Source organism: Pseudomonas sp. Y3 TE3536 (assembly GCF_053629175.1).
This window is the reverse complement of the sequence record NZ_JBRJHU010000001.1, coordinates 1729930-1749408: the sequence shown is the minus strand read 5'-3', so window position 1 is coordinate 1749408 and position 19479 is coordinate 1729930. Positions and strand designations below refer to the sequence as shown.

Annotated in this window: 13 protein-coding genes; 8 read left to right on the top strand and 5 right to left on the bottom strand. The window is 63.2% G+C overall.

Features of this window, described 5'->3' with window-relative positions; all coding sequences use genetic code 11:
- Positions 1–174 precede the first annotated feature (174 nt).
- On the bottom strand, positions 175–1038 hold the full coding sequence (locus AB7M33_RS07955; RefSeq protein ID WP_454242675.1) for an ABC transporter ATP-binding protein: 864 nt from the start codon (positions 1036–1038) through the stop codon (positions 175–177).
- Positions 1035–2633 carry an ABC transporter permease gene (locus AB7M33_RS07950; RefSeq protein WP_454242674.1) on the bottom strand — a complete coding sequence of 533 codons (1599 nt, stop codon included), beginning with the start codon at positions 2631–2633 and terminating at the stop codon, positions 1035–1037. Before AB7M33_RS07950 ends, AB7M33_RS07955 begins: the two co-directional genes overlap by 4 nt.
- A gap of 300 nt (positions 2634–2933) precedes the next feature.
- Between AB7M33_RS07950 and AB7M33_RS07945 the strand changes: the two genes are divergently transcribed.
- Together AB7M33_RS07945 and AB7M33_RS07940 are read left to right on the top strand one after the other, a co-directional pair.
- A complete protein-coding gene (locus AB7M33_RS07945; RefSeq protein ID WP_265969196.1) occupies positions 2934–3971 on the top strand; it encodes an ABC transporter substrate-binding protein in 1038 nt (345 codons plus the stop codon).
- Between the two features lie 36 nt (positions 3972–4007).
- On the top strand, positions 4008–4913 hold the full coding sequence (locus AB7M33_RS07940; RefSeq protein ID WP_454242673.1) for a TauD/TfdA dioxygenase family protein: 906 nt from the start codon (positions 4008–4010) through the stop codon (positions 4911–4913).
- Positions 4914–5043: 130 nt separating this feature from the next.
- Here the strand turns inward: AB7M33_RS07940 and AB7M33_RS07935 are convergent, their stop codons facing one another.
- Positions 5044–5958 (bottom strand): LysR family transcriptional regulator, encoded by a 915-nt coding sequence (locus AB7M33_RS07935; protein ID WP_027595151.1) that lies wholly within the window; start codon positions 5956–5958, stop codon positions 5044–5046.
- A 193-nt stretch (positions 5959–6151) separates the two neighbouring features.
- Between AB7M33_RS07935 and AB7M33_RS07930 the strand changes: the two genes are divergently transcribed.
- From AB7M33_RS07930 to AB7M33_RS07910, 5 genes are all read left to right on the top strand, one after another.
- Positions 6152–8488, top strand: coding sequence for a TonB-dependent receptor (locus AB7M33_RS07930; RefSeq protein ID WP_099428053.1), 2337 nt, complete (start codon positions 6152–6154; stop codon positions 8486–8488).
- A gap of 17 nt (positions 8489–8505) precedes the next feature.
- Entirely contained in the window at positions 8506–10182 is a 1677-nt protein-coding gene (locus AB7M33_RS07925) for an aryl-sulfate sulfotransferase (RefSeq protein ID WP_454242672.1), read from the top strand.
- 458 nt (positions 10183–10640) lie between these two features.
- A complete protein-coding gene (gene gabD, locus AB7M33_RS07920) occupies positions 10641–12083 on the top strand; it encodes an NADP-dependent succinate-semialdehyde dehydrogenase (protein ID WP_027595154.1) in 1443 nt (480 codons plus the stop codon).
- 182 nt (positions 12084–12265) lie between these two features.
- Positions 12266–13543, top strand: a complete 1278-nt coding sequence (gabT, locus tag AB7M33_RS07915) for a 4-aminobutyrate--2-oxoglutarate transaminase (RefSeq protein ID WP_027595155.1) — start codon at positions 12266–12268, stop codon at positions 13541–13543.
- Between the two features lie 136 nt (positions 13544–13679).
- Positions 13680–14906, top strand: coding sequence for an HDOD domain-containing protein (locus AB7M33_RS07910; protein ID WP_454242671.1), 1227 nt, complete (start codon positions 13680–13682; stop codon positions 14904–14906).
- 157 nt (positions 14907–15063) lie between these two features.
- On the opposite strand, the gene AB7M33_RS07905 is transcribed toward AB7M33_RS07910, so the two are convergent.
- Entirely contained in the window at positions 15064–16053 is a 990-nt protein-coding gene (locus AB7M33_RS07905; protein ID WP_454242670.1) for a GGDEF domain-containing protein, read from the bottom strand.
- 141 nt (positions 16054–16194) lie between these two features.
- The gene (desA, locus tag AB7M33_RS07900; protein WP_027595158.1) at positions 16195–17379 is read right to left on the bottom strand and encodes a delta-9 fatty acid desaturase DesA; all 1185 of its coding nucleotides are present in this window, start codon (positions 17377–17379) and stop codon (positions 16195–16197) included.
- A gap of 147 nt (positions 17380–17526) precedes the next feature.
- Here desA and dibA point away from each other — a divergent pair, with 147 nt between their 5' ends.
- Positions 17527–19422 carry a phosphodiesterase DibA gene (gene dibA, locus AB7M33_RS07895; RefSeq protein ID WP_454242669.1) on the top strand — a complete coding sequence of 632 codons (1896 nt, stop codon included), beginning with the start codon at positions 17527–17529 and terminating at the stop codon, positions 19420–19422.
- Positions 19423–19479: the final 57 nt, after the last annotated feature.

The following is a 19479-nucleotide window of genomic DNA, read 5'->3' as shown; positions in this document are numbered from 1 at the left end:
ATACCCATCTGTTTCGGTTGCGTCCATCGCCTTGATCTGTAGCTGTTTTTACCCGTGCTTTGGGCATAACGCCTGTAGGAGCAGCCTTGTGCTGCGAAGAGGCCGGTGACAACGGCACACGTCTGCGTTCCTGTCACCGGCCTCTTCGCAGCACAAGGCTGCTCCTACAGGCCATCAGAGTGCGATCAGCTCGGGCCGCAGCCCTTCTACCCGGCGAATCACGGGTGGCAGGTAACCGCCGGCACCGGTGATTTGGTGCAGCACCTTCTCGCGCAGCCCATGCAGCGCCACGCCTGTGCGCAGGCGCGGGTGTGGCAGGTCGATTTCGACCACCGACTTGATCCGCCCCGGGCGCGGTTCCAGCACGACCACCCGGTCGGCCAGGTAGGTGGCCTCTTCGGCGTCGTGGGTCACCAGCAGGGTGGTGATGCCGGCTCGTTCCCGAATGGCCAGCAGCTCATCCTGCAGTTGCTGGCGGGTCAGCGCATCGAGCGCGCCGAAGGGCTCGTCAAGCAACAGGATCCGTGGGCTTGCCACCAGCCCGCGGGCGATCGCCACGCGCTGGGCCATGCCGCCGGAAAGCTGGTGCGGGTAAGCCGACTCGAACCCGCTAAGGCCGACCAGCAGCACAAATTCATGCACGCGCCGGGCGCGCTCACCTTGGGTGAGCTGTTCGTTGACCAGCCCCAGGGCGATGTTCTGCTCCACCGTCAGCCAGGGGAACAGGCGGTGTTCCTGAAACACGATGCCGCGTTCGCCACCGATGCCACTGACCGCGCGCCCGTCGACGCGGATGCTGCCGCTGTAGTCGGTGTCGAGCCCCACCAGCAGGCGCAGCAGGGTGGATTTGCCACAGCCAGACGCACCGACGATGGCGATGAATTCGCCTTCGTTGATCGACAGGTTGAAATCGTGAATGGCCTCCAACGGTTGGCCATCGACGCGGAAAACCTTACCGACCCCCTCGAAGCTGACCAATGGCGGGGTGACGTCGGGTTGATTGGCCGCAGGCAGGTGCGAGGTGTTGAAGGCATTCATGCGGTTCTCCAGCGCGTGGCGCGCGATTCGAGGCGTTGTCCGAGGGTGCCGAGCAGGGCGCCGACCAGGCCGATCAGGACCATGGCGGCTATCACCTGGTCCATGCGGAACAGCTGTTGGGCGCCGATCATCAGGCTGGCGATGCCGCCGTCAGAAGGCATGAAGTATTCGGCGCCGATGGTGCCCAGCCAGGCGTAGATCAGCGACAGGCGCAGGCCGGCGAAAATCGCCGGGGCAGCGCCGGGCAGCACCAACCGGCGCAAGCGTTGCCACAGGCTCAGGCGCAAGGTGCGGGCGGCCTCGCCCAGCTGAGGCGACAGCCCGGCGATACCGCGCTGGGTGGCGATCAGCAACGGGAAGAACGCCGCCAGGGCCACGAACACAGTCTTGGCGCCTTCGCCCAGGCCGAACCAGGCCGTGAGCAGTGGCACCCAGGCAAACAGCGCCACTTGGCGCACGGCCGTCAGGCTCGGGCCGAACACGCGCTCGGCGCGGTGCGAAAGCCCCAGCAGCAGGCCAACCAGCAAACCCGCGCCACCGCCCAGCACCAGGCCGGTCAAGGTGCGTTGCAGGCTCAGCAGCAACGCCTGTGGCAGCGTGCCGTCCGCCAGCCCGCTGAACAGGGTGTGCAGCACGCCCAGCGGTGACGTGAGGATGTTCTGGTCAACCCAGCCCACGGTGCTGGTGGCCTGCCACAGCGCCAGCAGTGCAATCGGCAGCAGTAGGCTTTGCCAACCTTTTGGGATCGGGCCGCGCTGCTGCTCGCCGGTTGCGGGTTGCGGCCAGAACAGTAGGCGTTTCTCCAGGCGCGAGAAGCCTTGCTCCATGAGCGCCCCAACCAGGCCGATCACCAGGATGCAGAGCAGCACCAGGTCGAGCATGAACAACTGCCGGCCCCACACCATCAGGTAGCCGATGCCCTCGCTGGAGGCCAGCAGCTCCACGGCCAGCAACGACGTCCAGCCGGTAGCCAGGGCCAGGCGTACGCCCGTGAGGAAGGCGGGCAGGGCGGCGGGCAACAGCAGCCGCAGGAACAACAGGTGACGGGGCAAGCGCAACGCCGCTGCAGCTTCACGCAGCTTGGGTTGGGCATCGCGCACGCCAACCAGGGTGTGCAGGGTGACCGGCACCACCACGGCTTTGACCAGCACCACCAGCTTCAGCAACTCGCCGATGCCGAAAAACAGCATGAACAGCGGAATCCAGGCCAGGGTGGGAATTTGCGCCAGCGCGACGAAGGTGGGCAGCACCAGCGTCTGTGCCCGCCGCGACGACCCCAGCCAGGTGCCCAGCAGCAACCCGCTGACAATGCCGACCGCCAAGCCCCAGAACAGCCGCTGCACACTTATCCACAGGTGCCCCCAAAGCTCCCCGGAGCCAAACTCCAGCGCGCTCTCCCACACCCGCGAAGGCGGCGGCAAAATCTGCTCGCTCATCCAGTGTTGCTGGCTGGCGACCACCCACAACACCGCGATCAACACCGGCAATACCCAAGAAAGGTACGCAGCCCTCTTGTAGGCGCTGCCTTGCGTCGCGAAAGGGCCGCGAAGCGGCCCCCGAAGCCACCCCCAACTCCTGTTCAGAATTCCATTCATCGGCATCTCTCGAACGAAGCGTTGTTATCTTATGCACTAATGGAATTAAAAATTCATAAGTGCGCATTTCAAGAGATAAGAGCATGCAACCCTTGCATGCGCAAACCCCTTACCGTTGCGTTTTCCTCATATTTTCCATGCGTTCCCCGCAAGCCCCCCGCAGGCCCGCATAACGCCTGATTTATGCCTTCTGGTTACTAAAAAATGAAGTTTTGATCTTTGTAGGTTCTAACCAGACCTGCCTAGCTTCTGGCCAAAGCGCCGGCCTTCGTCGGTGGCAGCCTGCCAAGGAGCCTTGCCATGAAAACCCCACTACGCCACCTGATCACCGCCCTTGGGCTGGTCTTCACCCTCAACGCCCACGCTGCCGAGTCAGCCCAGCCAGCGAGCATCCGCATCGCCGTGCCCGACTTGAGCGCTGGCAGCAAACACAGCGCCGGGGGCGTGGTCGATGTGCTGCGCGACCAGCAATTGCTGGAGAAGGAATTTGCCAAGGACGGCATCCGCATCGATTGGCACTTCTTCAAGGGCGCAGGGCCGGTGGTGAACGAGGCCCTGGCCAATGGCCAAGCCGACTTTGCCTACCTGGGGGACCTGGCTGCGATCGTCGGCAAGGCCAATGGCTTGGATACCCGCGTGCTGTCGGCTGGCGTGCGGGGGGTGAAAAGCTACCTGGGGGTGGTGCCGGGGTCCGGCATCAAGACCCTGCACGACCTCAAGGGCAAGCGTGTGGCGGTGTTCCGCGGCACTGCCAACCAGCTGTCGTTCGCCAGCGCGCTGGCCAGCCAGGGGCTGTCCGAGCGTGACCTGAAGGTGATCAACCTCGACTTCAACGCTGCCAACGCCGCAATCGCCGCCAAGCAGATCGATGCCACCTGGGGCCTGTCGAACCTGCTGGCGCTGCGTGAACGCGGGCTGGTCGAGCTACCCGTCAATTCCCGCGACCTGCAAGGCGCCGGCAGCACCCAAGCGGTCTTGCTGGGCACCGGCGAATTCATCCGCCAGCACCCAGACCTGGTGCAGCGCCTGGTCAATGCCCAGGAGCAGGCTACCGCGTGGCTGCGTGACGAACACAACCGCGACGCCTATGTCGACCTGGTGGCAAACAACGCCAGCTGGCCGCGCAGCATCCTCAGCGATGACTTGGCCAAGGAAAACCTCGCGCATTACTTCGACCCACGCCTGGACGCTGATTTTCTGGCCCAACTGCAGCAGGGCGTCGACCTGGCCGCCAAAGAGCGCCTGATCCGCCGTGGCTTCCAGGTTGCCGACTGGGTCGAACCACGCTTTCTCGACACCGCACTGCAACAGCAACAGGCCGTCCAGGCCGCCCGCTAACCCTTTGAACCGACAATAACCGCAAGGACCACGACCATGAGCAATGCCGCCCTGGCCACCGCGCCACTCGCCCTTGAACTCGACATCCACCCGGTTGCCGGCCGTATCGGCGCCGAGATCCGCGGGTTGAAGCTTTCTGCCGACCTGGATGCCGCCACGATCGATGCCATACAGGCGGCTTTGGTCGAGCACAAAGTGATCTTCTTCCGTGGCCAGACCCACCTGGACGACCAGAGCCAGGAAGACTTCGCCAAGTTGCTGGGCGAACCGGTCGCCCACCCCACCGTGCCGGTGGTCGATGGCACCAGCTACCTGCTCCAGCTTGATGGTGCCGAAGGCCAGCGGGCCAACTCCTGGCACACCGACGTGACCTTCGTCGATGCCTACCCCAAGGCCTCCATCCTGCGCAGCGTGGTGGCGCCGGCGTCTGGTGGGGATACCGTGTGGGCCAATACCGCAGCGGCGTACCAGGAGCTGCCCGAGCCACTGCGCGAGCTGGCCGACAAGTTGTGGGCGGTGCACAGCAACGAATACGACTACGCGTCCCTCAAGCCTGACGTCGACCCGGCCAAGTTGGAGCGTTATCGCCAGGTGTTCACCTCGACGGTGTACGAGACCGAGCATCCGGTCGTGCGCGTGCACCCGGTCAGCGGTGAGCGGGCGCTGCAGTTGGGGCACTTCGTGAAGCGCATCAAGGGCTATTCGCTGGCCGATTCGCAGCACCTGTTTGCCGTGCTGCAGGGGCATGTCACGCGCTTGGAAAACACCGTGCGCTGGCGCTGGGAAGCGGGGGATGTGGCGATCTGGGATAACCGCGCGACGCAGCATTATGCGGTGGATGACTATGGCACCCAGCCGCGTGTGGTTCGGCGGGTGACGTTGGCGGGTGAGGTGCCGGTGGGGGTGGATGGGCAACTGAGCCGCACAACCCGTAAAGGCTAAGTACTGCCCAGTCTGTGGGAGCAGCCTTGTGCTGCGAAGAGGCCGGTGCTGCCATGCTCATTACGTTTGGCATGCGCCGGCCTCTTCGCAGCACAAGGCTGCTCCTACACACAGCGGGCGATAGGGTTGTTCATAGGTCGGTATCACAGGCAATCAACTGCCTGACCAACCCCTGCGCCAACGGCGACAACCCATACCCCACCCGGCTCACCACCCCATAGCGGGTATAAAACGCTTCTTCGTGCTCCGGCGCCAAGTCCGAAAGTTTCAGCGCCACCAGCCCCCCGTCACGTTGATACGGCCTCAGGTTGGCATTGCAGGCAATGCCGATGGTGTCCGAATGCATCACCACATTCAGCAACGCATAGCCATGTTCGCATTCCACCGTGGGCAGAAAATCCTGCCGTCCGCTGAGGTCGCTGAGGACCTTGCGGATGTTCGGCGGGCGAAAGGTGGTGGCCAGTGGGTACTCGAACAGGTCCCGCGCCTGCACTGCCTGCCGCGTGGTCAGCGGGTGCCCAGCGCGGCAGCAGAAGTGCCAGCGCTGCGGGGCCAGCTTGTGCACGCGGTAATCCGGGTCTGACTCGAACTGGCGCGTGTCGGCGACGAAAAACTCGATCTCTTCGGCGATCAGCTTGCGGTTCAACGCCTGCCAGTTATCCACCTGAAAACACGTGCGCGCCGCAGGGTATTCGGCGACGAAGCGCGCCACTGCCCGCGGTACCAAGCCCCCGGCTGGCGCAGGGCCGGAGCCGAAGCGCACCACGCCGGTGGTGGCGCCGTTGAACTGGTGAATTTCATTGACCAGGTTGTGCGCCCCGTGCACCAGCCGCCGTGAATGCTCCAACACCAGCAAACCCTGGCGGGTGGGGGCCAGCTCTTTGCTGGCGCGGTCCACCAGGCGGCAGCCGATGTTGTGCTCGAGGGTCTGGATGCTGCGGCTGAAGGCGGATTGCGACAGGTTCACCGCAGCGGCCGCGGCCACGAAACTGCGGTGTTCGACCAGGGCAATGTAATGGCGCAGCTGACGGAGATCGATATGCATTTTCTACATTAAAACCTTCGGTCAAATGCAATTGCTGATAAGGGTGAGTCCCCTTATAAAGGCTGTTACTTATTCCACTAAATATGAATTACAAATATTTATATCACTTAAAAGAATATAAGCCCGACTGACCGCGATTCGGTTCCGCCAACGGAAATGCTCGCTCAGGGCCCATGCCTCAAGGAGCATCAGCATGTCCCGAGTTTCCCGTTGGCCTGCGCGCGCATCGCGGTTCACCCTGCAACCCTTGGCCGCTGGCGTGTTGCTGGCGGCATCCACTGGCAGCTTTGCCGAAGCGCCTGTCAGCACAGCCCCTGCCGTGGAGCAGGAGGCCAAGCTTGGCACCGTTACCGTCAACGCCCGCCGTCGCGAAGAAACCGCACAGAGCGTGCCCACGCCGATCAGCGTGCTGAACAGCGAAACCCTGGAAACCCAGCGCATCTACCGCGTGCAGGACCTGCAACAACTGGTGCCCAGCACCAACGTCGCCTATGTGCATGCCCGTCAATCGAGCATCTCGATCCGTGGCCTGGGCAACAACCCGGCCAGCGATGGCCTGGAAGGCAGCGTCGGCATCTACCTGGACAACGTCTACCTAGGTCGCCCCGGCATGGCGGTGTTCGACCTGCTGGATGTCGAGCAACTGGAGGTGCTGCGCGGCCCGCAAGGCACGCTGTTCGGCAAGAACACCACCGCCGGTGTGCTCAACATCACCACGCGCAAGCCGACCTTCCACCGCGAGGGCAGTGTTCAGCAGTCGATTGGTGAAGATGGCTACCTGCAGACCCAGGGCAGCTTTTCCGGGCCGATCAGCGACACCCTGGCCGGGCGCATCAGTGCCTACCGCACCGAAGACGATGGCTACGTGAAGAACATCCACAACGGTGACGACCTCAACGGCGGCAAGCGCCAGGGCTTTCGCACCCAATTGCTGTTCAAGCCCAGCGAAACCTTCAACCTGCGTTGGATCGGCGAGTACAACGAAGAAGATTCCAACAACGGCATCCTCAGCTTGTACAGCACCGGCCCGACCATCAACGGCGTCAACCGCTACGAGAGCCTGGCAGCGCAGGCCGGCGCGACGCTGGTGTCGGGCAAGGACCGCAAGGTCAATTTCGATGCCGATCAGCAGGTGACGGTGTTCCAGGGTGGCACTTCGGTCGAGGCCAACTGGACCTTGCCCAACGACTTCACCCTCACCTCGATCACCGCCTACCGCTGGTGGGACTTTACCCCGCGCAACGACGATGGCCTCAACGTGCCGGTGTTCTACAGCGCTGGTGTGTCGGTGCGCGACAAGCAGTATTCGCAGGAGATTCGCCTGGCTTCGCCGACCGGTGGTGCCTTCGACTACGTGCTGGGCGCGTACTACTTCAAGCAGGACCTGGACAATAAGTCCTTCACCTATTACGGCCCTCAGGCAGACATCTGGAACATCACCCCGGCGGGCGCCCTGAACAACGTCAACACCCTCGGTGATGGCCACATCGACACCGACAGCTATGCGCTGTTCGCTCAGGGCACCTGGCACCTTACCGACCGCCTGGACTTCACCGCCGGTGTGCGCGGCACTTACGAGGAGAAAAGCGCCTGGGTGACCCGTGATGCGCCTACGGGGGGCGCGGCGGTCACCGGCGCCGCAGCGGCGGCGCGCCAGGGCCGGGTGGGGGCCTACGACTCGGGGGATCTCAACCAGTACAGCTTCAGCCCCTCTGGCCTGCTGGGCCTGAGTTACCGCTTCAACGACCAGGTACTGGGTTATGCCACCCTGACCCATGGCGAGAAATCCGGGGGTATCAACCTTACCGTCGGCGCCGCGCCGCGCTTGGGCACTGACTCGCTGCTGGTCGGCACCGAGCGGGTCAACAACGCCGAAATCGGGGTCAAGAGCACGCTGCTGGATGATCGCCTGCAGCTCAACGCCAACCTGTTCTGGGCCGAAGTGCATGGCTACCAGGCCAACGTGTATGACGAGGCCAACCGCGTGCAGTACCTGGCCAACGCGGGGCGTGTGCGTTCGCGTGGCCTGGAGTTCGAGGCCACGGCACTGCCGGTGCGCGGCCTCACGGTCAACTTCAACGGCTCGTGGAACGACGTGCGCTACACCGAGTACGACGATGCGCCATGCCCGCCCGAAGTCAGCCTGGCCAATGCCACCGCCACCTGCGACCTGTCGGGCCATCAGGTGGTCGGCGCCTCCAAGTACATCGCCAACCTCAACGCCCAGTACAAGTGGCAGCTGGCCGAGCGCGTCGAGCCCTACGTCACCGCCAGCTACGCCTTCCGTTCCAAGGCGGTGGGCACCATCGACGACTCTGATTTCGGCCAGATCCCCAGCTATGCGCTGGTCAACCTCTCCACCGGCGTGCGCCTGGACCAGGGCGACGGCGTGCTCGACCTGTCGCTGTGGGTGAAAAACGCCGGCGACAAGACCTACTTCACCAGCCTGTGGAACTCCGCCAACGGTGGCTATGCCGGGGTACTCGGCACCCCTCGCACCTTCGGCGCTACCGCCCGTTACGACTTCTGAGCACAAGGAGCTTTGCCATGAATGCTAAAACCGAAACCCCTGCATTGCCTGAAGGCGCCTGCCTCACAGCCAAGGTCCCCGGGCCTGATGAGGCGCTGTTGGGCGACGTGGTGGTCAACCCGTACCGCCTGGCACCGCTGACAGCCATCATCCGCGATGGCGGGCGTACGCTGAGTGCGGCCCATGTGCGCGTGCTGGGCCGCGGCGAGCGGGGCGTAGACATCGCCTACGAGGTGTCGGACCGCTCGCTGTGGACCTATGGCGGCATCCCGGTGTTCGGGCTGTACCCCGACTACGTCAACCAGGTTGAAGTGACCTACAAACTCGATGGCGAGCGCATCCGCGAGCGTTATCAGGTCTATGCGCCGGCAGTGCGCCTGCCGGTGGTGGCGAAGCAGACTGCGGCGTTGCCAGAGGTCGAACCCATCAAGGTAGCGCCCGGCTTCGAAAATCGCCTTTACCTGTTCAACCACCTGCAGGGGGATATCCCGGGCGGCCGGGCCTTCAAGTGGAATGCCCTGGGCGGTGCGGCCGAGTGGGACCAAGTGGGCAACAACTGGATCTCCGACAGTAATGGCGACGTGCGCTGGTACCTGGATATCGAGCAGATTCACGATTCCAACCGCCGGGACGGCCTGGGCGGCACCATGGGCTTCCAGCAGACCCGTGACGGCAAGTTGATCTGGGGCCAGGGCCAGACTTACTCCAAATACGACCTGCTTGGCCGGCGCATCTGGCAACGCAGCCTGCCGGACAAGTTTGCCGACTTCTCCCACGAAATCCGTGAGACCGCCAACGGCACTTACCTGTTGCGGGTCGGTACCAGCGACTATCGCCGGCCAGACGGCAAGCGCGTGCGCTCGATCCGTGACCACATCATCGAGGTGAGCGAAGCGGGTGATGTGTTGGACTTCTGGGACCTGAACCAGATCCTCGACCCGTACCGCGGCGACCTGCTGGAAACCCTTGGCAAGGCGGCGATCCAATTACCCGACGGCGTGCAAAAGCACGAAGACCGGCTGGCCAACGAACTGGCCGAAGGCGACCTGCCATTCGGTGACACCCCAGGCGTTGGCACCGGGCGCAACTGGGCGCACGTCAATGCCATCGACTACGACGCAGATGACGACAGCATCATCGTTTCAGCACGCCATCAAGGCGTGGTGAAGATCGGCCGTGACAAAGCCGTGAAGTGGATTCTCGCCTCGCCGCAGGGGTGGCCGGAGCGCTTGCAGGACAAGGTGCTGACGCCGGTGCAGAGCGAAGGCTTCGATTGGTCCTGGACCCAGCACACCGCCTGGCTCACGGGCAAAGGCACGTTGACCGTGTTCGACAACGGCTGGGGGCGCGACTTTGCCCCAACCAAGCTGGCCGGCAACTACAGCCGCGCGGTGGAGTACAAGATCGACGAGGCCAAGGGCACGGTCGAGCAGGTGTGGGAGTACGGCAAAGCGCGCGGTGACGAATGGTACAGCCCGGTGACTTCGGTGGTGGCCTACCGGCCCGAGACCGATACCCAGTTCATCTATTCGGCCTCGGTGAATTTCCTGACCCCAGAGAAACTGACTACCACCGTGCTCAATGAGGTGCGCCGCGGGACGCAGGAGGTGCTGGTGGAGCTGAAGGTGCACAGCCGGCAGCCGGGCAGTGTCGGGTATCGGGCGTTGGTGATAGACCTGGGCAAGGCGTTTTGATTTTTTGGTTTTATCGTAGTGTTCGCCGTAATTTTTCGGCTGTTGCGTAAATCGAGCGCCGCCCGCGCGGCGCTTCGCAGCACAAGGCTGCTCCTACATCAGTTTCGGGCCAGTGAGGCCTGTGATATTTGCGCGCGGCCGCCTCAGGAATAACTGGCCCGAAAAAAATGTAGGAGCAGCCTTGTGCTGCGAAGCGCCGCGCGGGCGGCGCTCGATCTCATAGGCGCTGAAAATCTCACGCCAAACACTCCCCCTTTCACATTTCTTTCAGCCCGATCGTCTACCCTGTACCGGCCCTTTTGCGGGCGATTTCGGATAGGCTGTTCAACCATTCGTTCTTTTTTTCGAACAGCCTATTGTCCTACACCCCAGCAGCCGCTTAGCATTCGTTTGAGATTTCAAACGCTCGATGCCCTGCTTTGGGCGCTTTTCAACAATCAACAATTCGGGAAGCCGACATGCAGCTCAAAGACGCTCAGTTGTTCCGCCAGCAAGCCTATATCAATGGTGAGTGGCTGGATGCGGACAATGGCCAGACCATCAAGGTGACCAACCCGGCCACCGGCGAAGTCATCGGTACCGTGCCGAAGATGGGCACCGCGGAAACCCGCCGCGCCATCGAAGCCGCCGACAAGGCCCTGCCGGCCTGGCGCGCCCTGACCGCCAAAGAGCGTTCGGCCAAGCTGCGTCGCTGGTTCGAACTGATGATCGAGAACCAGGACGACCTGGCTCGCCTGATGACCACCGAGCAAGGCAAGCCACTGGCCGAAGCCAAAGGCGAAATCGCCTACGCCGCCTCGTTCATCGAGTGGTTCGCCGAAGAAGCCAAGCGCGTCTACGGTGACACCATCCCAGGCCACCAGCCTGACAAGCGCTTGATCGTCATCAAGCAGCCAATCGGCGTTACCGCGGCCATCACCCCGTGGAACTTCCCGGCGGCCATGATCACCCGTAAAGCCGGCCCGGCCCTGGCCGCTGGCTGCACCATGGTGCTCAAGCCTGCTTCGCAGACCCCGTACTCCGCTCTGGCCCTGGTCGAGCTGGCTCATCGTGCCGGCATCCCGGCTGGTGTGCTGAGCGTCGTCACCGGCAGCGCTGGCGAAGTCGGCGGCGAGCTGACTGGCAACTCCCTGGTTCGCAAACTGTCCTTCACCGGCTCGACCGAAATCGGTCGCCAGCTGATGCAAGAATGCGCCAAGGACATCAAGAAGGTTTCCCTGGAGCTGGGCGGCAACGCGCCGTTCATCGTGTTCGACGACGCTGACCTGGACAAGGCAGTCGAAGGCGCGATCATCTCCAAGTACCGCAACAACGGCCAGACCTGCGTCTGCGCCAACCGTATCTACGTGCAGGACGGCGTCTACGACGCGTTCGCCGAGAAGCTGGCTGCTGCAGTGGCCAAGCTGAAGATCGGTAACGGTCTGGAAGACGGCACCACCACTGGCCCGCTGATCGACGGCAAAGCTGTCGCCAAGGTTCAGGAACACATCGAAGACGCGGTCGCCAAAGGCGCCAAGGTGCTGGCCGGTGGCAAGCTGATCGAAGGCAACTTCTTCGAGCCGACCATTCTGGTCAACGTGCCGAAGACCGCTGCTGTCGCCAAGGAAGAGACCTTCGGCCCACTGGCGCCGCTGTTCCGCTTCCAGGACGAAGCCGAAGTCATCGCCATGTCCAACGACACCGAGTTCGGCCTGGCTTCGTACTTCTACGCCCGCGACATGAGCCGTGTGTTCCGTGTTGCCGAAGCGCTGGAATACGGCATGGTTGGCATCAACACCGGCCTGATTTCCAACGAAGTCGCACCGTTTGGCGGTATCAAGGCTTCGGGCCTGGGCCGCGAAGGTTCCAAATACGGTATCGAGGACTACCTCGAAATCAAATACCTGTGCATCAGCGTCTGATCACCGGTTAAAAGGCTTTACCTCTGCCAGCGGGGCGCGAGAGCGACGTCTCGCTGGCCTTTTTTACATGCAGTACCTGGTGGCCAGGGCGTTCACGGCAGTCGATCAACGAATACTGTGCGCGAGCACTCCCAGCCACCCCCGAATAAAAGCGCCATTCTGATCGGCGCAATGAGGGCATTATGAGCAAGACCAACGAATCCTTGATGCAACGCCGTGTAGCCGCCGTCCCACGTGGCGTCGGCCAAATCCACCCGATCTTCGTAGACACCGCGAAGAACTCGACGGTGATCGACGTTGAAGGCCGCGAACTGATCGACTTCGCGGGCGGCATCGCAGTGCTGAACACCGGCCACCTGCACCCGAAAGTGGTTGCAGCCGTGCAAGAGCAGCTGACCAAAGTCAGCCACACCTGCTTCCAGGTGCTGGCCTACGAACCCTACGTAGAGCTGTGCGAAAAGATCAACAAGCTGGTCCCAGGCGACTTCGACAAGAAGACCCTGCTGGTCACCACCGGCTCCGAAGCCGTTGAAAACGCCGTCAAGATCGCCCGTGCCGCCACTGGCCGCGCTGGCGTGATCGCCTTCACCGGCGCCTACCACGGCCGTACCATGATGACCCTGGGCCTGACCGGCAAGGTCGTGCCGTACTCCGCTGGCATGGGCCTGATGCCAGGCGGCATCTTCCGCGCACTGTTCCCGAACGAACTGCACGGTGTGAGCGTCGACGACGCCATCGCCTCGGTTGAGCGCATCTTCAAGAACGATGCCGAGCCTAAGGACATCGCCGCGATCATCCTCGAGCCCGTACAAGGCGAAGGCGGCTTCCTGCCAGCGCCGAAAGAGCTGATGCAGCGCCTGCGCGCCCTGTGCGACCAGCACGGCATCCTGCTGATCGCCGACGAAGTGCAGACTGGCGCTGGCCGTACTGGCACCTTCTTCGCCATGGAACAGATGGGCGTTGCGCCTGACCTGACCACCTTCGCCAAATCCATCGCTGGCGGCTTCCCGCTGGCCGGTGTGTGCGGCAAGGCCGAGTACATGGACGCCATCGCTCCGGGCGGCCTGGGCGGCACCTACGCCGGTTCGCCGATCGCTTGCGCCGCGGCCCTGGCCGTGATCGAAGTGTTCGAAGAAGAAAAACTGCTGGACCGCAGCAAGGCTGTTGGTGAGCACCTGGTGACTGGGCTGCGCAAGATCCAGGAAAAGAACCCGATCATCGGTGACATCCGTGGTCTGGGCTCGATGATTGCTGTCGAAGTCTTCGAGAAAGGCACTCACACCCCGAATGCTGCTGCTGTTGGCCAGGTTGTTGCCAAGGCACGCGACAAGGGTCTGATCCTGCTGTCTTGCGGCACCTACGGCAACGTCCTGCGTATTCTGGTCCCGCTGACCGCCGAAGACGCACTGTTGGACAAAGGCCTGGCGATCATCGAAGAGTGCTTCGCCGAACTCGCCTAATGTGACACGCTTCAGAAAAAACCCGCCTCGGCGGGTTTTTTTTGTGCCCAGAAAACGCGATGGACGCTATCGTTGACGCAGGACTTGCCTTGGAAGCTGCGACGGATTGCGTGTCAGGGATATTCAGGAGTTGGCCATGAGCGCTGTAGACCCCACCCCACCTTGCGTACTGATTGTCGAGGGCGACCCGTGGGTGCGTGACATGCTCAAGGAGATGCTGCTCAGCGTGCGTTGCGACGCCCGTCTGCAGGTCTGCGCCGACGGCTCGCAGGCGCTGAGCGCGCTGTCGAGCAAGCCCGACCTGATCATCGCTGCGCGTGAGCTGGCCGGCGTCGATGGCCTCGACCTGCTGCGCAAGGTCCGTGCCAAGGGCCCGGGGTTGCCGTTCATTCTCATGAGCAGCCGCAGCGACAGTGCCAGCGTGCGCGAAGCGTTGCCCCTGCACCCCACCGCTTACCTGAGCAAGCCCCTGAACCTGGATAACCTGCGCAAGCGCCTGGAAGAACTCCTGCTAGCCGTTGGCGAAGAAATCGCCTGCCCGGTGCCGGCTTTGCAGCCGGGTGCCAGCCTGACCGGTTACCTCGAGCAGCGCCGCGCGACTGCCGATGGCGGGCCGCTGCTGGCCGATGTGCAGGTGGCGATCAAGCGCGCGCTGAACCCTCAGGGCCTGAACCTCAAGGTGCTTGAAGAGGAAGTGCGCAACGACCCGCAGGTTACCGCGGTGCTGATCGCCGCCGCTAACAGCGCCGCCCTGCACCGCGACGCGCCCGTGCAAACGTTGCTACAGGCGTTGAACAAGCTTGGCAGCACCCAGAGCATGAACCTCATCCTGGGTATGACCCTCAAGCGCAGCGCACGGCTGAGCGATCCCTTGCTGGCGCAGCACGCGGCGCACTTCTGGAACCTCTCGCTGCACTGCGCTGAATACGGCCGCAGCCTGGCGCGTATGTTGGAGCTGGATGAAGGGCGTTGTTACTGTGCCGGGCTGTTGCATTGCCTGGGCGACCTGGCGGTGCTGCGCTGCCTGCAAGAGTGGCGCCTGGCCGGCGGTGAGTTGGACGAGGGCACGGTCCGCAAGTCGCTCGATGAATACGGCGCGGCGTTCGGTTCGGCGCTGCGCACGCGCTGGCGCTTGCCGCTGGCACTGCGTGAATTGATTGCGGCCATTTACCAACTGGGCGGTGGCGTGTATTCGCGGGAGATCCTGGCGATGAACCTGGCCGGGCAATTGTCACGGCTGCCGGCTGAGCATGGGTTGGAGCAGGTTGCCAGTAACAAGACTGCACGGCTGCTCAAGCTCGGCTTGGCGGAGCTGGGCCGGTTGCGCAAAGTGGAGAAGCCGCAGGACGAAGCCTCCATCTGACATCACGTGCGATTCTTGTAGGAGCGGCCTTGCGTCGCGAAAGGGCTGCGAAGCAGCCCCGGCAATATCGGCGGCGAAGCTGAAAGCCTGGGGCCGCTACGCGCCCCTTTCGCGACGCAAGGCCGCTCCTACAAATCGTGCATGGCCTGTGCTGAGTTCAGCCCCGCACAATCTGATTCTTCCCCTGCCGCTTGGCCCGATACATCGCCGCATCGGCGCGGGCGAACAGGCTGTCCAGCGACTCATCCTCATCCGTCAACGCCGTCAGCCCCTGGCTCACGGTCACCCCGTAGACGTGCTCGTCGTGGCTGAAGCTCAGCCGTTGGATCTCTCGCTGCAAACGCTCGGCGATCTGCTCGGCCACTTGTGCATTACAGCCTGGGAACACGGCCGCAAACTCCTCGCCACCAATACGTCCAAACTGGTCCCCTCGGCGTAGCACGGCTTTGCCGCTGTCGGCGATGCGCTGCAGCACCTGGTCGCCTTCCTGGTGCCCGTAGCTGTCATTGATCTGTTTGAAATCGTCGATGTCCAGCAGCAGGAAGGCCAGTGGCGTGCCGTCCTCGCGGGCGCTGTCGAAGGCCTGCTGGGCACATTCGAAGAAGTGCCGGCGGTTGCTGCTCTGGGTCAGCACGTCGGTGGTGGCCAGGCGATGCAGTTCGCCTTCGAGTTGCTTCTTTTCGGTGATGTCTTCGGCGATACCGACAACGATGACCCGCTGTTCGCCCTCGCGGTGCTGGTTGATGTAGCACTTGTCACACAGCCAGCGCACCTGGCCTTCGGCATTGAGGATGCGGTATTCGCGGTCTTCCACCGAGCCTTTGAGCAGCACTTGGGCCAGGCTGCGCTCGGCGTACTCCAGGTCGTCGGGGTAGATGCTGTCGCGCCACTCGTTGTAGTCGGCCAGCACCAGGCTGATCGGGCGGCCAAAGATACGTTCGTACGCCGGGCTGACGTAGAGCACCTGGCGAGCTTCCCAGTCAAAGGCCCAGAGTACTGCATTGACGCTGTCCAGCAACGAACTGAAGAGTTGTTCGCGTTCACTCAGGCGGGCGACTTCGCCTTGGGCGTGCAGCAGGGCCAGCAAGGTCTTGGCGGCTTCTGGAGGTGGGGTGCCGGGCAGGGAAGTTGGAATGTTCTTGGCCATGTGCACGAGCGAGTCTCGACAAGTGAGCGTGCGGCCAGCATCAGGCCCGCCACGCGGGCGATGTGCCGAGTTGGAGTGGTGGGCAGGGGGGGAAGTTCCAGGCGGCACGCCCTGCCAGCAGGGCGTGCCGATCAACGGCGGTCAGGCGCCAGTTGGGCGCAGGGAGTAGGTTTTAAGTTGTGCGGCGAAGTCGTGCAGGGCATGGATGCCGCTGGCTTCGGCCTCGTGCACCCAGTCCTTCATGGCCGCGAGCATGTCGTGGCCATTGGCGCTGGTGCGTGCCCAGATTTGCTGCAGGGCCAGGCGTTTTTCGTAAATGACCTTGAGGGCCTGGCTATGCGCGAGCAGCGTCTCGATGCGCACGTGGTGGCGGTCTTCCAACAGGCTGGTCTCCCGCGACAGCAGGCGCTTGGCGCGGCGGAAACGGTGGCGCATCGACGCGTCGACCTTGGCCAGCTCTTGCTGCACCAGCGGGCCGATCACCAGCTTGCGGTACTGGGCCATGATCTGGAAGCGATTGTTGAGGATCGCCATGGCAGTGTCCATGTCCAGGTTGGCCTTGCCTTCGACCCTGTGGGCGATCGGCGCCACGCGCTGCACCTTGGCCAGGCGCAGGAAGCAGAACAGGCGTATCCAGGCCCAGCCCATGTCGAATTCCCAGCGTTTTACCGACAGCTTGGCCGAGTTGGGATAGGTGTGGTGGTTGTTGTGCAGCTCTTCGCCACCGATGACGATGCCCCACGGCACCAGGTTGGTGGCGGCGTCCCGGCATTCGAAATTGCGGTAGCCGACGGCATGGCCCAGGCCATTGACCACGCCAGCGGCCCAGAACGGAATCCACATCATCTGCACCGCCCAGATGGTGATGCCAAGAGTGCCGAACAGCAGCAAGTCGATCACCGCCAGCAGGGCAATGCCGCCCAGCTTGTACCGCGAGTAGAGGTTGCGCTCGATCCAGTCGTCCGGGCAGTTCTTGCCGTAGATGCGCAGGGTTTCGGGGTTGCGTGCCTCTTCGCGGTAGAGCTCGGCGCCTTTGCGCAGGACCGTGCTCAAACCCTTGTGCACCGGGCTGTGCGGGTCGTCCGGGGTTTCGCACTTGGCGTGGTGCTTGCGGTGGACGGCGGTCCACTCGCGGGTGTTCTGCGCCGTGGTCAGCCACAGCCAGAAACGGAAGAAATGCTTGAGCGCGCCGTTGAGCTCCAAGGCCCGGTGCGCGGAGTAGCGATGCAGGTAAACCGTGACGCTGACGATGGTCACATGGGTCATCAACAAAGTGATGCCGACCAGTTGCCAGGCCGACAAGTCGAGCAGGCCGTTGTACCACATAGGTGTTAAAACCCTCGAGAACACAGGGGAAGGGTCTGATTATCCCTTGGCAGGGAAATAAAACCAGTCACCCTTTCAGATAGGACGTCACGACATGTTTCACCCTTTATAATGCGCGCTCTTCGTTCATGGGCCATTCCACCCGACATGTCTGTTTCCGTTCGCGACGCCTTGCGCATGGCTGCGCTCTATGTGGTGCTGTCGATCCTCTGGCTGGTGCTGGCGGAGATGCTCCTGCATGGTATGACTGACGACCCGCTGGCACTGACGGTGGGGCGGCAGATCAATGTGGTGATCTGGGTCTTGTTCAGCGCGGTGCTGATTTTCGTGTCGCGGGCACGCCTGCTCAATTTCATTGGCATTGGCGCGCGCCTGCGCTGTGAGGACCGCGAGCGGCTGCGCATGGCGGCGGCGGTGTTCGACAGTACCCTCGAAGGGGTGCTGGTGACCGACCGCCAAGGCCTGATCGTGCACGTCAACCGCGCCTTCATGCGTATTACCGGTTACCAGCAGGACGAGGTCATTGGCCAGCGCCCGAACAAGTTCAAGTCGGGCCGCCATGGGGCGTCGTTCTATCAGCAGATCTTTGCCACCCTGGCCGAAAAGGGCGAATGGAGCGGCGAGATCTGGAACCGCCGCAAAAGCGGCGAGATCTACCCGCAATGGCAGACGATCTGCGCCATACGCGATGACGCTGGCGAGCTGAGCCATTACGTGGCGGTTTTCAGCGACATCAGTGCGATCAAACATACCGAGCAGGAACTGGCCTACCTGGCCCATCACGACCCGCTGACCGGCCTGCCCAACCGCCTGCTGTTCACCGACCGCGTCGAGCAGGCGCTGGTGACGGCGCAAGCCAACAAACGCGGTTGCGGTTTGCTGCTGCTCGACCTGGACCATTTCCAGAGCATCAACGACGGCCTTGGACACACCATCGGCGATCAGTTGCTCAAGCTGGTGGGCGAGCGCCTGGGCGAGGTGGTGGGCAATGGGGTGACCCTGGCGCGGCTGGGGGGGGACGAGTTCGGTGTACTGGCCGAGAACTGCCAGCAAGTCGGCCAGGCGGGCAAGCTGGCGCAACGCATCATCGAGCGTATGCGCGAGCCGTTCGTGTTTGATGGCCATCGCCTGTTCATCAGTGTCAGCGTCGGCATCAGCCTGTTCCCCAGCGATGCGCTGGGTACCGAGCAGTTGCTGCGCAATGCCGACGCGGCACTGTTCAAGGCCAAGAGCAGCGGGCGCGCCTGCTATGCGCTGTACACCGAAGAGCTGACCGCGCACGCCCAGCACCGGGTGGAAACCGCCGGCGAGCTGCGCCGTGCCTTGGAGCAGGATGAACTGCGGGTGTACTTCCAGCCGGTGCATGACCTGGCCACGGCCGAGCGGGTAGGGGTCGAGACCCTGGTGCGCTGGGCGCATCCACAGCGTGGCCTGGTGCCGCCGAGCGAGTTCATACCGATCGCCGAGCGCACCGGGTTGATTGCCGAAATCGACACCTGGGTGCTGCGTCAGGCTTGCCTGCAGATGGTGCAGTGGCAGCGCGAAGGCCGGCAGCTGGCGTTCGTCGCGGTGAATATCTCAAGCCGTCTGTTTGGCCAGCACGCGCTTTATCGGCAGGTGGCCGAAGTGCTGCACGAAACCGGCTTGGCCCCGGCGATGCTGGAGCTGGAAGTTACCGAGAGTGCGGTGATGGAAGACCCGGAAGTGGCGCTGGAGCAGCTGCATCGCCTGCGTGAACTGGGCGTGACCTTGGCGATCGACGACTTCGGCACGGGGTATTCGTCGTTGCTGCGGCTCAAGCGTTTGCCGGTGCAGAAGCTGAAGATCGATCAGGGGTTTGTCGCGGGCCTGCCTCATGACGATGACGACATCGCGATCGTGCGGGTGATCATTGCCCTCGCCCGCAGCATGGGCATGCAAGTGCATGCCGAGGGCATCGAGCAGCAAGAGCAGGCCAGCTTCCTGCTGCAGGAGCAGTGCCAGTTGGGCCAGGGTTACTGGTTCGGCCGGCCGGTGCCGGCGCAAGACCTAGAGTGGGGGTGATGGGTCGCCGGTGAGATCCTGGGGCTGCTTCGCAGCCCATTCGCGACGCAATGCCGC

What these genes read in the sequence shown, in the direction of transcription:
- AB7M33_RS07930 (WP_099428053.1), top strand. Translation starts at nt 6,152, where the DNA reads ATGTCCCGAGTTTCCCGTTGGCCTGCGCGCGCATCGCGGTTCACCCTG.
- gabD (WP_027595154.1), top strand. Translation starts at nt 10,641, where the DNA reads ATGCAGCTCAAAGACGCTCAGTTGTTCCGCCAGCAAGCCTATATCAAT.
- AB7M33_RS07955 (WP_454242675.1), bottom strand. Translation starts at nt 1,038, where the DNA reads ATGAATGCCTTCAACACCTCGCACCTGCCTGCGGCCAATCAACCCGAC.
- dibA (WP_454242669.1), top strand. Translation starts at nt 17,527, where the DNA reads ATGTCTGTTTCCGTTCGCGACGCCTTGCGCATGGCTGCGCTCTATGTG.
- desA (WP_027595158.1), bottom strand. Translation starts at nt 17,379, where the DNA reads ATGTGGTACAACGGCCTGCTCGACTTGTCGGCCTGGCAACTGGTCGGC.
- AB7M33_RS07945 (WP_265969196.1), top strand. Translation starts at nt 2,934, where the DNA reads ATGAAAACCCCACTACGCCACCTGATCACCGCCCTTGGGCTGGTCTTC.
- AB7M33_RS07905 (WP_454242670.1), bottom strand. Translation starts at nt 16,053, where the DNA reads ATGGCCAAGAACATTCCAACTTCCCTGCCCGGCACCCCACCTCCAGAA.
- AB7M33_RS07950 (WP_454242674.1), bottom strand. Translation starts at nt 2,633, where the DNA reads ATGAATGGAATTCTGAACAGGAGTTGGGGGTGGCTTCGGGGGCCGCTT.
- AB7M33_RS07910 (WP_454242671.1), top strand. Translation starts at nt 13,680, where the DNA reads ATGAGCGCTGTAGACCCCACCCCACCTTGCGTACTGATTGTCGAGGGC.
- AB7M33_RS07925 (WP_454242672.1), top strand. Translation starts at nt 8,506, where the DNA reads ATGAATGCTAAAACCGAAACCCCTGCATTGCCTGAAGGCGCCTGCCTC.
- AB7M33_RS07935 (WP_027595151.1), bottom strand. Translation starts at nt 5,958, where the DNA reads ATGCATATCGATCTCCGTCAGCTGCGCCATTACATTGCCCTGGTCGAA.
- gabT (WP_027595155.1), top strand. Translation starts at nt 12,266, where the DNA reads ATGAGCAAGACCAACGAATCCTTGATGCAACGCCGTGTAGCCGCCGTC.
- AB7M33_RS07940 (WP_454242673.1), top strand. Translation starts at nt 4,008, where the DNA reads ATGAGCAATGCCGCCCTGGCCACCGCGCCACTCGCCCTTGAACTCGAC.